9 protein-coding genes and 1 pseudogene are annotated in these 14,002 nt (G+C 56.0%); 7 read left to right on the top strand and 3 right to left on the bottom strand.

Features of this window, described 5'->3' with window-relative positions; translation table 11 throughout:
- Positions 1 to 8: 8 nt before the first annotated feature.
- Positions 9 to 410: a VOC family protein gene (locus NYE74_RS32010; protein ID WP_036624945.1), complete on the top strand. Its 402-nt coding sequence runs from the start codon at positions 9 to 11 to the stop codon at positions 408 to 410.
- Positions 411 to 1,059: 649 nt separating this feature from the next.
- Positions 1,060 to 2,019 carry an alpha/beta hydrolase gene (locus NYE74_RS32005; protein ID WP_036624946.1) on the top strand — a complete coding sequence of 320 codons (960 nt, stop codon included), beginning with the start codon at positions 1,060 to 1,062 and terminating at the stop codon, positions 2,017 to 2,019.
- An 883-nt stretch (positions 2,020 to 2,902) separates the two neighbouring features.
- On the opposite strand, the pseudogene NYE74_RS32000 reads toward NYE74_RS32005, so the two are convergent.
- Both NYE74_RS32000 and recQ read right to left on the bottom strand, forming a co-directional pair.
- Positions 2,903 to 4,555, bottom strand: a pseudogene (locus NYE74_RS32000) (B12-binding domain-containing radical SAM protein); the annotation flags it as partial.
- Between the two features lie 11 nt (positions 4,556 to 4,566).
- Complete coding sequence (recQ, locus tag NYE74_RS31995) at positions 4,567 to 6,405, bottom strand: DNA helicase RecQ (RefSeq protein WP_155620532.1); 1,839 nt, start codon at positions 6,403 to 6,405, stop codon at positions 4,567 to 4,569.
- 463 nt (positions 6,406 to 6,868) lie between these two features.
- Here recQ and NYE74_RS31990 point away from each other — a divergent pair, with 463 nt between their 5' ends.
- The 5 genes from NYE74_RS31990 (at position 6,869) to rlmD (ending at position 12,579) form a co-directional block, all read left to right on the top strand.
- On the top strand, positions 6,869 to 8,548 hold the full coding sequence (locus NYE74_RS31990; RefSeq protein WP_051985635.1) for a spore germination protein: 1,680 nt from the start codon (positions 6,869 to 6,871) through the stop codon (positions 8,546 to 8,548).
- A complete protein-coding gene (locus NYE74_RS31985; protein WP_036624951.1) occupies positions 8,496 to 9,584 on the top strand; it encodes a GerAB/ArcD/ProY family transporter in 1,089 nt (362 codons plus the stop codon). Before NYE74_RS31990 ends, NYE74_RS31985 begins: the two co-directional genes overlap by 53 nt.
- Positions 9,585 to 9,586: 2 nt before the next feature.
- Positions 9,587 to 10,810 carry a Ger(x)C family spore germination protein gene (locus NYE74_RS31980; RefSeq protein ID WP_063836321.1) on the top strand — a complete coding sequence of 408 codons (1,224 nt, stop codon included), beginning with the start codon at positions 9,587 to 9,589 and terminating at the stop codon, positions 10,808 to 10,810.
- Positions 10,811 to 10,822: 12 nt separating this feature from the next.
- Positions 10,823 to 11,017, top strand: coding sequence for a CLC_0170 family protein (locus NYE74_RS31975; protein ID WP_036624952.1), 195 nt, complete (start codon positions 10,823 to 10,825; stop codon positions 11,015 to 11,017).
- 89 nt (positions 11,018 to 11,106) lie between these two features.
- Positions 11,107 to 12,579 carry a 23S rRNA (uracil(1939)-C(5))-methyltransferase RlmD gene (gene rlmD / locus NYE74_RS31970; RefSeq protein WP_036624954.1) on the top strand — a complete coding sequence of 491 codons (1,473 nt, stop codon included), beginning with the start codon at positions 11,107 to 11,109 and terminating at the stop codon, positions 12,577 to 12,579.
- Between the two features lie 401 nt (positions 12,580 to 12,980).
- On the opposite strand, the gene NYE74_RS31965 is transcribed toward rlmD, so the two are convergent.
- Complete coding sequence (locus NYE74_RS31965) at positions 12,981 to 13,970, bottom strand: Gfo/Idh/MocA family protein (RefSeq protein WP_036624956.1); 990 nt, start codon at positions 13,968 to 13,970, stop codon at positions 12,981 to 12,983.
- Positions 13,971 to 14,002: the final 32 nt, after the last annotated feature.

Raw genomic sequence — 14,002 nt, 5'->3', positions numbered from 1 at the left:
GTTTATTCATGGGTATTCGCAAAATCGAGCATGTCGGAATCCGCGTGTCCGCGCTGGAGGATTCGATCGAATTTTACGAGCGGGTTATCGGGCTGAAGCTGCTTCACACGATCGGGGAGGTCGGCGACCCGTTGCGGCTCGCTTTTCTGTCTTTTCCGGGACAGGAGTCAGTAGAGGTAGAACTGGTTAGTTTGCAGGGCGGGGAAGATCTGCCGGGAGAAGGGCGCGTTCACCACATCGCCTTCACCGCCAGCGAGATCGAGGAAGAATACGCCCGCATCGCCGCTTTGGGCCTGTCGGGGCTTGATGGGGAAATCCGCTCGCTCCCGGGTGGCGGCGGCCGCTTTTTCTTCTTTAACGGACCGGACGGCGAGCGGATTGAGTTTTTTCAGCCGGCGGTGACGGTGTGACGGAATTGCGGTGTTATGAAGTTGCAGTGTAACGATGTTGCGGTCGGTGTTGCGGTGTAATGGTGTTGCAGTGTAATGGTGTTGCAGTGTAATGGTGTTGCGGTTTGACGGTGTTGCAGTGTGACGGTGTTAAGGTGTGATAGAGTTACAATGTGACGGAGTGACGGACTGACGAGTGATGGACTGACGAGTGATGGACTGACGGAGTGACCGTCTTCGGGTCGAACGCGGCTTTCCGCTTTCGCAGCATAAAATTGGCAATCAAGCCTTGATCTAACGGGGAAATCCGTGATCTACCGGTGGAGCCGACGCTAAATCAGAGCGGAAAGCTTTTCCCGGTTTTGGCAACGGCTTCGCGGGGGCAGCTTCAGTAATAGTTGCAAAGCGACCGCCCCACTAGGCCAGATTTGGTTAAGGCCTACAGCCGAGTTGATTTTTTTCACGGGAAGAAGGGCAAGCCGATGGAATCAACTGCGAAAGCTGATAGTACATCTCATTTAGGGCTATATAATAAAAAAGTAGACTTTGGACCGAAATGAACTGCATTTTTACATTTGAACCATCGGATTGACCTGCTTTTAGGCTGATTTTCATTCTGTGAAGTTGAATTGCGTTTTTCTTAACTAATCTGAGAAAGCGAGTGCTGCGCATGGAAGAGCGAACGTTTACGTTCGAAAACAGCGCCGGCCATAACGTGTTCGTCTATCGCTGGAGCGCGGAAGGAGCCGCTCCCCCGCCGCGGGGTGTGCTGCAAATCGCTCACGGCATGGCGGAAACCGCGAAAAGATACGAGCGCCTCGCCCGGGTGTTGACCGCCTGCGGCTTTGTCGTTTACGCCAACGACCATCGCGGCCACGGCCGCACCGCCAGAGGCCCGGAGGAATTGGGCTGGCCCGGCGAAAACGGCTTTAACGGCATGGTGCAGGATCTCATCAACCTTGGCGCAATCATCCGCGGCGAGTACCCGGAGCTGCCGCTGTTTTTGCTCGGCCACAGCATGGGTTCTTTTTTAACGCAAAAAATAATGTATGCTGCACACGAGCCTTACCGCGGGTTCGTCCTTACGGGTACGAACGGGCCGCGCTCGCTGCTCGGCTTCGGCAAAAACCTGGCCCGCCTGCAGGCAAGGTTTCAAGGAGATGATCATCCCAGTTTCCTGATGAACGCGCTCACCTTCGGCGGCTTCAACCGGAAGTTTCTGCCCGCCAGAACTCCGTTTGACTGGTTGTCCCGCGACGAGCTAGAGGTCGACAAATACATAAACGACCCTTACTGTGGTTTTCTGTGCAGCGCCGGTTTTTTTCAGGATTTTTTCGATCTGCTGCAGGAAATCCATCAGCCGGAGCACATGCAGTTTATCCCGAAACATAAGCCGGTCTATATTTTCGCCGGCGACCAGGACCCGGTCGGCTTGCACGGCGAAGGCATTCGGCGGCTGAGCGCTTTGTATTCCTGGCTGGGGCTGCAGGAAGTCGAGGTGAAGCTGTACCCCGGCGGGCGCCACGAAATGCTGAACGAAATCAACCGTGACGAAGTGATGAACGATCTTGCCGATTGGTTGGAGCGCCATTTGCCTATCAGCGCAGAGGCTGAGGGCAGCTCATCTTAGTATAGCAATCAAGCCGCTGAATAAGTCAGCGGCTTGATTTTGGTGTTTGCGCAGGTTGATCAGCAGTTGGCTTCCCGTCGAACGTTCTCCGATACTCAGTGGGTCGTCCGCCAGATACTCGGTGGAATTCCCGGAGGAATACCTGCCGGATGCCTGCCGATATTCGATGGGATACACAATAGCGGAGTTTTTTGTCCTTATTTTCGTAATTCGGCCACTTTTCGCAGCAATAACGACATTCTTGGTCTCTATTTCTGCGGCGGGCCCCCATTTCTCCCCCATTTTAGCTGGTCTGTGGAAAATAAGCACCTTTTATACCGCTAATTGTCTCATATCCCGGTTTGGAAGAAAATAACGACATTTTGGGCCTCTATTTCCACGCCTGTGATGGAGGAAGTGCCGGAATTTACTGAAATGCCAGCGGCGCATGGAAAAATACCGGGCGCTCGTCCTCGTTCTGCTGGTACAGCACGATCAGCAGGGTCGTGTCCGCAGCGGCGGGGAGAGGATCGGCGACTGAGAGTGAAACGGCGGTTGTGGCCGCGTCTACGGTTGTCGCCGGAGCCGCCGCTACGTCTTGGCCCGCGGCCGTGAATGCAGCGACGTCTGCGCCCGCGGTTGCGGTTGCAGCATCACCCGCGCCTGCGGCTACGACTTCCACGCCTGCGGTTGCGGTTGCAGCATCACCCGCGCCTGCGGCTACGACTTCCACGCCTGCGGTTACGGTTGCGGCATCACCCGCGGTTGCGGCGGCTGTAGCTGCGACATCGCCTGCGCCTGCGACATCCGCGCCTGCGCCTGCGGTTGCAAGATCGCCCGCGCCTGCGGCGGCAGCCGCAACCGTGCTCCCGCCTTGGTCCGCAGGCTCTGCCGGGGCTTCCTCCCCGGCAAGCACGTCGCCCAGCCGGAACGGCAGCACCTGCAGGCAGGCGTATTTCTGCAGTTCGCGCTCGTCCAGACCGTAGGCCGCGAAGTCCGCGGATAACGCCGCCGGATGCTTCGCCAGCGCCTTGAAATAGCCGCTGCGGCGCTCCTTGTCCAGCCGGTCTTCCCACCAGATTTTGCGCGGCTTGTATTTATGCCCGAGCAAATAATCGAGCTTCATCAGGCCAAGGGCCACCTCCGGCCGCTTCAGGCCGCGATGGGCGAGAAATTCGTGCAAACGGGCGAACAAATCCTCAAGCTGATGGCCGATCCGCTGCCAGCCCCGCTCCTCCCAGTAATCGCCGAACTCCTGGAAGAAATCGAACGGCGAGTCGAACTCGCGGCTCACCAGATATTCCAGTGTGTGGTCCATCCGATGCGCGTTCCAGTATTTCTCCAGCACATCCTCGAGCCGTTTCAGGCGCACGACGTCCGAAAACGGCAGCACATCGTTGCCCAAAATCTCATATGGAGCATGGTCCATATACACGTAATTGTATTTGGCCGCGTTATTCCGCAGCCCGGTTCCGCGCAGCATTTTCAGGAAGCCGAGCTGCAGCTCCTCGGGACGCAAAGCAAACACGTCGTTAAACGTCTTGCGGAACGTCGCGTAATCCTCCTCCGGCAGCCCGGCGATCAGATCGAGGTGCTGATCGATTTTGCCGCTGTCCTTGATTTTGGTCACCGTGCGGGTCAGCTTCGCGAAGTTCTGCCGCCGCTTGACGAGCTCGTTGGTCGGATCGTTCGTCGACTGCACGCCGATTTCGAAGCGGAAGATCCCCGGCGGCGCGTTTTCCGCCAGAAAATCCAGCACCTCGGGCCGCATGATGTCCGCCGTGATTTCGAATTGAAACACGCAGCCTTGATGGTTGTCGATCAGAAACTGGAACATTTCCATCGCATAGCTGCGGTTGATGTTAAACGTGCGGTCCAAAAACTTGATCGTTTTCGCTCCGTGCTCGATCAGGTACAGGATGTCGGATTTCACCCGTTCGATATCGTAATAGCGCACGCCCACCTCGATGCTGGACAAGCAAAACTGGCAGCTGAACGGGCAGCCCCGGCTCGTCTCAAAATAAATGATCCGCTTACCGAGGTTCGGGATGTCTTCGGGAAAACGGTGCGGCGAAGGCAGCGTGTTCAGATCGGATTTCGGACGCGGCGGGTTGATCACGACTTCCTCCCCTTTGCGGTAAGCCGCGCCGAACACGAAGTGGAACTTCCGGTCGCCGGACAGCTCCTGCAGCAACTGATGGAACGTCTCCTCGCCGTCGCCCATCACGATGAAATCGACATCGCGGACGCGCTCCATCCAATGCTGCGTATCGTAAGACACCTCAGGGCCGCCCAGCACAATCGCCGTTTCCGGCAGCACCTTTTTCAGCAAGCGGATCACTTTGATCGTCTCTTCGATGTTCCAGATGTAACAAGAGAAGCCGACCACGTCGGGCCGGCGCTGAAACAGGTCGGAAACGATGTTCATCACGGGATCCTTGATCGTATATTCGGCCAAATCGATATCGAACTCGTTCCCGCTGTAAGCTTTAAGCAGCCGAATGGCCAGTGAAGTATGGATAAATTTTGCGTTTAATGTCGCCAGTATGACTTTCATATTTCACAACCCTATTCCATATTTTGAAAAAATTCCAGAAACGGTTTGCCGTATTTGCGATATTTGACTTCCCCCACGCCCTTGATCTTCAGCATATCCGCTTCGCGCGTCGGGCAGACGACGCTCATTTCGCGCAAGGTCGCATCGTTGAAAATGATATAGGAAGGAACGTGCTCCTTCTCGGCGAGATCGCGCCGGATGAGGCGCAGCTGCTCGAAAATCGTCTCATTCACCGCGGACGGGCCGTCGTCATAGCCCCTGCGGCGCGATCCGCCGCCGGATCCGCTCTGTTTGCCGGCCGCCGGCTCCGGCGCGCGCAGCATCACTTGATGGCGGCTTTTCAGCACCTCCACGGCCAGCGGCTGCAGGCGCACGACCGGGTACTGCCCCTCCGACAAGGCCAAATATCCCTCGGCGATAAACACGTTGATCAGCTCGGAAATTTCCTTCTCCGTGCGCGTGCGCATCATCCCGTAGGTCGGCAGCGAGTCGAAGCCGTACTGCAGCACCTTTTTGTTCTGCGAGCCCTTAAGAACGGAGGAGACCAGCGACACGCCAAACCGCTCCCGCATCCGGTGGATGCAGGAGAAGACGATCTGCGCGTCGCGGGTCATGTCGACCAGCTCGCGTTCGTCCCGGCAGGAGCTGCAGATGCCGCACGGCGTATGGTCGTGCTCCTCGCCGAAATAATCGAGCATCGCCCAGCGCAGGCACTTGGTCTGATAGCAGTACTCCACCATCTGCTGCAGCTTGCGGTATTCGTTGCGCTTGCGGCTGTCGTCCTGCGGATTTTGCTCGATCAGAAATTTTTGCGTCATAATGTCCTGCGGGCTGAACAGCAAAATGCATTCGCTCGGCTCGCCGTCGCGGCCGGCCCGGCCGGCTTCCTGGACATACGCTTCCATATTTTTCGGCATATTGTAGTGGATGACGTACCGTACGTTCGACTTGTCGATCCCCATGCCAAACGCGTTGGTGGCGACCATGACGCGAATATCGTCATACAAGAACGCCTCCTGGCTTTCCTCCCGCTCCTTGTCGGACAAGCCGGCGTGGTAGCGGCCCGCCGGAATGCCGGAGCGGCGCAGCCGGTCGTACAGATCGTCGACCTCCTTGCGGGTCGCCGCATACACGATGCCGGGCTGGTGCGCGTGCGAGTTCGCATAGTTCATCACGAATTCGCGTTTATTTTCGCCGCGCAGCACCGACATCGCCAGATTGTCCCGGCCGAGGCCGGTAACGAACACGGCCGGTTCGGCAAGCCGCAGCAGCGACACCATGTCGTCCATAACCTCCGGCGTCGCCGTGGCCGTAAAGGCCGCGATGATCGGGCGCTGCGGCAGCCCTTGCACAAACGGCGACACCGCCAGGTAACTCGTCCGGAAGTCGTGCCCCCACTGCGAAACGCAGTGCGCTTCGTCCACGGCTACGCAGGAGATGGTCAGCCCGCTCATCTCCTCGCGGAACCATTCCAGCTCCAGCCGCTCCGGCGCCACGTACAGCAGCTTCAGCTCGCCGCGCCGGGCGGTGCGGATGCGCTCGTTCACCTCTTTGCCGGTGAGCGTGCTGTTGATGTAAGCGGCGGAGATCCCCATCGCGGTCAGCGCGTCCACCTGATCCTTCATCAAAGAAATGAGCGGCGACACGACCAGCGTAAGCCCCGGCAGCAAAAGCGCCGGAACCTGGTAGCAGATCGATTTGCCGCCGCCGGTGGGCATGATGCCGAGCGTGTCCGCGCCCGACAGCACGCTTTCCACGATTTTTCGCTGACCTTCGCGGAAATCGGGGTAGCCGTAATATTTTTGCAGCAATTGCCGCGCTTGTTCCATGTTTGCTGTTTGTGAAATCATTTGCTCCTCACTCTTTTCTCCCTAAATCCATATACTTAAAGTTTACCGGGCTTGGCCGCACCTTGGCAACCATGATCCATCGATCCGCGAATTCATCGCTCCGCGATTCGTCGATCCACGACCCATTAAGCGGGCCGCCTCACGCCCTTTCGCCGCCTAAATAAACCGCCTCTACATAAACATTTCCAAAATAACCAACACTCTAATTAGTTAGCGTGCTTCTACACAAGTTGAACTATTGATTGTATGGATCAGGGCAGCCGTGTGAAATGTTTTTGCGGTCGCTGTTGTTCGCGGATTTCTGATGATTTTTTTAGATTCCAACAAGGATGAAATCCGCTCACAAAGGCGACCACTGGTGTGCCTAACTTCCGCATTTGTTTAGTTCAACTATGTATAACCCGTTTAGGCGGGCGAATAGCCGCACCCGAACGATCAAACACTGCAGCGGAGGGCTTAAGTGATGTTGGATTGGAAACGCAAATACGAAACTTTTGTGGAAAAGCAGCGCCAAGCCGGCTCCTCGTCTTCTTCCTCCAAAGATACCGGTGGACAGGACGGTAAGCGGGGAAACGCCAAGCAACTGGACATCAGCCTGGAACGCAATTTGCGGGAGGTGCAGGTGCGGCTCGGCGACAATACCGATCTTACCGTTCGGAAGCTGCATTACGGCAAGCGGGAAGCGGCATTGTTGTATTACTCCTCCCTAACCGACCAAAAGCAAATCCAGGAAGGGATCGTCAGAGCGCTGATGTCGGCGGAGGGCGGACGGGAGGCAGGTTCGGGGGACGATGTGCTGGCCGCCATTTGCGAAGAAACGGTCTACATTAATGTAGGAGCGCGCAGCGCGGATTGGAGCGCACTGCTGGAATGGATGACCAAAGGGCATGCCCTGCTGCTTCTGGACGGATACGCCGAGGCGCAAACCTTTGACACGCGCAAAATCGAAAAACGCGGGATCGAACAGCCGCAAACCGAGCAGGTCATCCGCGGCGCCCGGGAAGGATTTATCGAAGCTTTGGAAACGAACCTGTCCCTGATCCGTTACCGGCTGCAGAGCGCCAGTCTGAAAATCGAAACCGGGGATATCGGGGCGCGGACCAAATCGAAAGTGGCGGTGTGCTATATGGACGGCATTGCGAATCCGGATCTGATCGGCGAAGTGATGCGGCGGTTGGCGAAAATCAATATCGACGGAATCATCGATACCGGTTACATCGAACAGTTTATCGAAGATCAGCCGCTTTCCCCTTTCCCGCAAATCCAAAACACGGAACGGCCCGATAAAACCGTCGCCGCCTTGCTGGAAGGGAGGGTCGCGATTTTGGTCGACGGCTCCTCCTTTGCGCTGATCGTACCGGCGCTGTTCGATCAGTTTTTTCAAACGATCGACGATTATTCCGAACGGTTCCTGATCGCCAGCCTGCTCCGGTTCGTGCGGCTCGCGGCCTTGATGTTTTCGATTTTCTTCCCGTCGCTGTACGTGTCCGTCATCTCCTACAACCCCGAGCTGATGCCGACGGATTTTGCGGTCGCGGTCGCCGGCGGACGGGCCGGAGTTCCTTTTCCCGCCATGCTGGAAGTACTCATTATGGAGGCTTCCATGGAAATTCTGCGCGAAGCGACGATCCGGCTGCCGCAGATGATCGGGGGCGCCTTGTCGATCGTCGGCGTACTCGTCGTCGGCCAAGCCGCCGTCTCGGCCGGCTTAGCAAGCCCGATTACGGTCGTCATCGTCGCCCTGACCACGATCGGGTCATTCGCTACACCGGCCTATAATGTGGCGATCGCCTTGCGTATGCTCCGGTTCCCCCTGATCATTCTCGCCGGCTTGTTCGGGCTGTACGGGGTGATGATCGGAAGTATTTTTATCATCAATCATTTGCTGTATCTCGAATCGTTCGGAGTCCCTTATCTAAAGTCGATTGTGGCCAAAAAACGGGCCGGGGTCAAGGATACCTTCGTTCGCGCTCCGCTCTGGTGGATGGGCAGACGCCCCGCCTATCTGCATGCGGTCGACGATACGCGGCGCGCCGAGGGCATGTTTGAGCACCAATTTGAAAAGATCATTCTTCCGGAGGGAAATCTCGATGCAAAGCGCAGGAAAAATCAGCACGATTCAACTGGCGGTCGTGATCAGTAGCACGATTTTCGGCTCTAATGTCTTAAGCTTTCCGAAAATCATGGCCGAAAGCGCCGGCACCGCAGCCCCGTTAATCACGGTGGCCGGAACGGCCTTTGCTGCGGTCAGCCTGTTCATCTTTGCGATCCTGAGCCAAAGGTTCAGCGACCGGACGATTTATGACTACAGCCGGAACCTGATCGGCAAATGGCCGGCTTTTTTCATCAATTCTTTGGTATTGGCCGTTTTTCTGATCACGACCGCCCTCGGACTCCGGCATACCGGTGAGGTGCTCTCCACCGTCGTCTTTCGCCAAACGCCCATCGAGATGAGCATTTTGCTGATGCTGCTTCTGGTCGCTTTCTCCTGCCGCCGGAACGTGCTTAAGTTTTGCTACGTGCATATTTTTTACTGGCCTTTCGTAATTACGCCGTTTTTGTTTCTGTTTCTGGTTTCCGCCAAATCGATCAATCCGCTGAATCTCATGCCGCTGCTGGGCAATGAGCCTGCGGATCTCGTCCCGTCGCTCTTTTCGTCGGCTTCCCTCTATTTGGGATCCTTTATCATCGCCATCCTGCTGCCTGTAACGGAAAAGCCAAAGAAGGCCCTAAAGGCAAGCGTTATCGCCATTTCGGTCGCGGGGGGAATGTATTTGCTGATCATCATTTCGGCCCTTGGCATATACGGGGTGGAAGAAACCAAGCTTCTGCTGTACCCGACCCTTGAAGTGGCCAGGTCCATTGAGCTCGGCGGCCAGGTCATCGAGCGCTTTGACGCGATCTTTATCATCATGTGGGTCATTAACATCTACTCGACGCTGTATTCCGGCTATTATTTATCGGCTTATTCGCTGTGCGAACTGCTGCGGGTAAAGGACCAGCGCATGACGTCGACCCTGCTGATTCCCGTCTTTTTCGGCATTTCCATGCTCCCGAATGATTTGTTTCAATTGTATGAGATCTCCCGGATCGCGGATTGGTCCAGCTATATTTTCCTGACGGGATACGGGCTGCTGCTTTTGGCGGTTTCGCTGGTTCGGCGCGGGAGGAGGACTTAACCATGAACAGGAGACTTGCCAAAAGATGCCTGCTTGGCCTGATGGCTTTAACCCTGCCGCTTAGCCTGTCCGGATGCTGGGATCAGGTTGAAATCGAAAACCGGGCGTTGGTGCTTGGCCTCGCCATCGACGAAGCTCCGCCGGAGAGCGCCAAGGAAGATCCGAAGGTAACCATCCTCAAAGACCAGCCGCCCAGCGCCAAAATGTTCCGGGTGACCGCGCAAATCGCCGTTCCCGGGCGCGTTCCTTTAGGGCCAAGCAGCGGAATGGGCGGCGGGAACGAGAACACCAATCCGGTCTGGGTCGTTCAAGTCATCGGTCACAGCCTGGACGAAGCGCTGAACAATTTGCAGCAGCAAATTGCCGATCCCCGCTATCTCGTGCATCTGCGGATTATCGTGATCAATGAAAGCATCGCCCGGCAAGGGCTCGATGAACTAAGCGATTTTCTGCGCCGCAACCCGGAAGTCCGCCGCCGTATCTGGCTGCTTGTTTCCGATATTGAAGCGGCAAGGCTGATGAAGGTGGCTCCTCCGCTGGAACGCGTACCGACGCTTTATCTCGATGCTATGGTGGAAAAAGCGGTCGATATGGGCAAGTTTCCTCCCAATTTTCTTGGGGCTTTCTGGGATGAGGAATCGAAATGGGGGCAGGACGGCTACCTGCCTTACGTCACCATTCAGGGCAAAGATAATATTTTGATCAAAGGGCTCGCGTATTTCAGCGCCGGACGTCTCGCCGGAACGAGCGATCCGATCGAAATCGGGGCTTTTATGGCGGCCAAAGGCCTGAATCCCGGCGGATACTCCACCCTGTATCATGTCCCCGGCATCGGTTACGTCATGACCAAGGTCACGGAGCGGCACACGCGGACCATCGTCAAAATCGTTGACGGCAAACCTCGCGTTTCCTTTAAAATTCATGTGGAATCCGTCCTTGACGAACACTTCGATTCCGGTCAAGCCATCGACAGTTCGGCGGACATCCGGCGTATTGAGAAAGCATTCGATCAAAAAGCGGCCGCCCTGATCAAAAGCTTTATCCGCAAAACCCAACGCGATCATTCGGATATTTTCGGAATCGGAGAATATGTCAGAGCCCACTACCGTTCCTTCTGGCGGGACAATATTCATCAAAAGCGCGATTGGGAGCTGATGTATTCGGACATTCCCGTTGATGTCGAAATCGAAAATACGATCCGCCGCGTCGGAATAAAGAGCAAATAGGAGGAAAACCGTATGATTCGCGTGCTCGCATCCACCTCCGTCATGTTCCTGTTCTCGGGACTTATTCTGCTGCTGGTGGACAAGGAGATTTACAAAGTGACGCATATGAAAAAGGAGCACCGCTGCGCCCGCTTCTTTGGCTGGGCCGAAGTCGCCCTCTCCGCCGCAGGGCTGCTGACTTTTCTATTGCTGCACGCCTTGAATTAAAAACCGAAGCGTTAGCTGCCAGTGGTGCTCCACGACCCCGCATGGTATAGTGGGTCTGTACATATTTCGAAAATGGAGAATCCGGATCAATGAAAGACAACAAACAACAACATTTTGATAAAAAAATACAGACGCCGGGAAAAAAACACGGTTCGAAGCCGCGTCCAAAGCAATCCGCCGCAACCCGGGAGGAAGCCGACCGGCTGCAGGCCGGAGACAGGATCGTCGTCACGGTCAAGAGGCTCGGGATCAACGGCGAAGGGGTTGGCTACTACCGCCGCAAGGCGGTATTTATCGAAGGCGCCATCCCCGGGGAAGTCATCAAGGCGGAAGTTACCGGTGTTTCGGACAAGTTTATTTCCGCCGTCATCAAGGAGATCGAAAAACGCTCCCCTTACCGGGTGGATGCGCCATGTCCGGTTTTCGGCATTTGCGGCGGCTGCCAAATCCAGCACCTGTCTTACGAAGGCCAGCTCGCCGGCAAGGAGGACATGGTGCGCGAGGCCTTTTCCCGTTATGCCGGATTGCAGGACATGCGGATTAAGCCGATACTGGGCATGGAGCATCCCTGGAATTACCGCAACAAAGCACAGCTGCAGCTCGGCATGGCCCAGGAAGGCGTGATCGCCGGACTGTACGCGGCCGACTCGCACAAGTTGATCGACATCACCGGCTGCCCGATTCAACATCCGAAGATCAATGAAGCGGTGGACCGGACGCGCAACGTCCTGCAGCAGTTGCAAATCCCCGTCTACCGGGAAAAAAGCAATCAGGGGCTCGTCCGCACAATCGTCGTTCGCTGGGGGTTCCAGTCGGAGCAGCTCCAGGTCACGCTCGTAACGGCGAGTGACAAGCTGCCGCGCCAGGCCGAGTTGATCAAGGGACTGCGGCTGGCGCTGCCCGATTTGACGAGCATTGCGATGAACGTCAATCCGAAAAATACATCGCTTGTCTTCGGCAACAAGACGGTGATTCTTTGGGGCGAAGACAGCATCCGGGAGTCGCTTGGCGACCTGGAGTTTACGTTATCGCCCCGCGCCTTTTTCCAGTTGAACCCGATTCAGACGGTGAAGCTGTACGAAACGGTGCGCGCCGCCGCCGGGCTGACCGGCCGGGAAACGGTCGTCGACGCCTACTGCGGCACCGGTACGATCGGCCTGTGGCTGGCGCCTTACGCGCGGGAGGTGCGCGGGATCGAGTCGATCCCCGAGGCCGTCGAGGACGCCAAGGCAAACGCCGCCCGCAACGGCCGCGGCAACGCCTCCTTTTACGCCGGCTACGCGGAGGAACTGCTGCCCCGCTGGGTGAAGAGCGGCTTCGCGCCCGACGTGATCGTCGCCGACCCGCCGCGCACCGGCCTTGATCCCCGCTTCCTCGAAGCGGTCCTGCGCACGAAGCCGAAGCGCTTCGTTTACGTGTCCTGCAACCCTTCCACCCTGGCCAAGGATTGCAAGGTGCTGCTGGACGGCGGCTATGCTATCGACTGGGTGCAGCCGGTCGACATGTTCCCGCAGACGAGCCATGTGGAGTGCGTTATCCTACTGCAACGGAAAAACGGTTAAATCCCCTTCCGAATTAATCGAAGAAAGAATTAAGGAACTGGGCGACTGGCGGAGCCAGTTGCTCTCAAAGTTGGGGAACCTGGTCAAGCGGGTCGAACAGGAGGAAGTTGAGGAGTGAAAGTGGAGCGGGCAGCTTCTGGAAGGACGAACTGCCGGCCTTCAAAAATAGTGGAATTTTATGTTCTTATTATCGGGAGCCCTAGCATGTTGATCCCTATAGCGGATTTTTTTGTCCCTATTTTCCTATAAATGGTCCAAAACATAGGTATATCCTGGCGACCGGGGAGAATAGCGACATAAATTTCCTCTATTTCTCTCAAATGGACGGATATCGCCGGAATAACGACCTTTTTTGTCCTTATCATGACGAAGTTAGGCGCTAAACCGGTACTCATTTATGATCAGCCATAATCAGCGGCGAATGTAATACCGGCCGATTCTCTCGCCGCTTGCACGATCTCCATCACTCTCCGGCTTTGCTCCAGCAATAGCTCCGCGGCCTGCGTGTCCCGCTGGGCTATCATCCGTTCAAACTCCACGAACTCGTCATACATCCGGTGCGCGTGATTTTTATGATCCACTTTTTCCGGCGGCGCTTGACGATGGAGAGTATAGGTATACGAATCGCAGATATTGGCCGGACTGTTCATCTGAATGACGCCCTTGTCTCCTTGAATGCTGTAGAAGGCGGAAGCCGAGCTATCCTTGGCGCCAACGCAGACGGCCTTAAAATGTCCGTAATCCAGCAGCAATACGCCGGAAGTGTCAATCCCCCGCTCGATATTGGCCGTATATTGCACATGTTCCGGGCTGCCGAACAATCCGGTTACCCAGTGGATGTTGTAAATGTTGATGTCCATCAGCGCTCCGCCGGACATTGCCGGATCAAACGCGGGCAGCGTGCTCCCTGCTTTAAACGCGTCATAACGGGAGGAATATTGGGAGTAGTTGCACTGCACGATTTTGATATCGCCAAGCAATCCCGCACGTTCTTTTATCGATTTGTAATTTTGCAGATGAATCGTTGTGACCGCCTCCAGCAGCATCAAGCCGCGCTCGCGCGCCAGCCTGTCCAACTCCAGAAACTCCCGCAAATTCGATGTAAAAGGCTTCTCGCAAATCACATGTTTACCCTGCAGCAATGCCTTTCTGGCAAAAGAATAGTGCAGATGATTGGGCAGGCCGATATAAACTGTATCCAAATCATCCTCCAGCATCCTGTCGTAATCCGTGTAAATCTCCGGAATCCGATACTGCTGCCGTAATTGCCCCAGTTTCTCATAGCTTCTTGGTGTCCCGCAGATGGCGATGACGGAAATGTTGGGAATCTCATGAATAAAACTCAACAAATCCAACACGATCTTACCCGCGCCCGCTATTCCCAATTTCATCTTGTCCGCACACTCCTTATCCTTGTAATTTA

The sequence above is a fragment of the Paenibacillus sp. FSL P4-0127 genome, from assembly GCF_038007325.1.
Classification (GTDB): Bacteria; Bacillota; Bacilli; order Paenibacillales; family Paenibacillaceae; genus Fontibacillus; species Fontibacillus macerans.
The sequence above is the reverse complement of the archived record's forward strand: the minus strand, read 5'-3'. Positions and strand labels throughout refer to the sequence as shown.

What these genes read in the sequence shown, in the direction of transcription:
- NYE74_RS32010 (WP_036624945.1), top strand. Translation starts at nt 9, where the DNA reads ATGGGTATTCGCAAAATCGAGCATGTCGGAATCCGCGTGTCCGCGCTG.
- NYE74_RS32005 (WP_036624946.1), top strand. Translation starts at nt 1,060, where the DNA reads ATGGAAGAGCGAACGTTTACGTTCGAAAACAGCGCCGGCCATAACGTG.
- recQ (WP_155620532.1), bottom strand. Translation starts at nt 6,405, where the DNA reads ATGATTTCACAAACAGCAAACATGGAACAAGCGCGGCAATTGCTGCAA.
- NYE74_RS31990 (WP_051985635.1), top strand. Translation starts at nt 6,869, where the DNA reads ATGTTGGATTGGAAACGCAAATACGAAACTTTTGTGGAAAAGCAGCGC.
- NYE74_RS31985 (WP_036624951.1), top strand. Translation starts at nt 8,496, where the DNA reads ATGCAAAGCGCAGGAAAAATCAGCACGATTCAACTGGCGGTCGTGATC.
- NYE74_RS31980 (WP_063836321.1), top strand. Translation starts at nt 9,587, where the DNA reads ATGAACAGGAGACTTGCCAAAAGATGCCTGCTTGGCCTGATGGCTTTA.
- NYE74_RS31975 (WP_036624952.1), top strand. Translation starts at nt 10,823, where the DNA reads ATGATTCGCGTGCTCGCATCCACCTCCGTCATGTTCCTGTTCTCGGGA.
- rlmD (WP_036624954.1), top strand. Translation starts at nt 11,107, where the DNA reads ATGAAAGACAACAAACAACAACATTTTGATAAAAAAATACAGACGCCG.
- NYE74_RS31965 (WP_036624956.1), bottom strand. Translation starts at nt 13,970, where the DNA reads ATGAAATTGGGAATAGCGGGCGCGGGTAAGATCGTGTTGGATTTGTTG.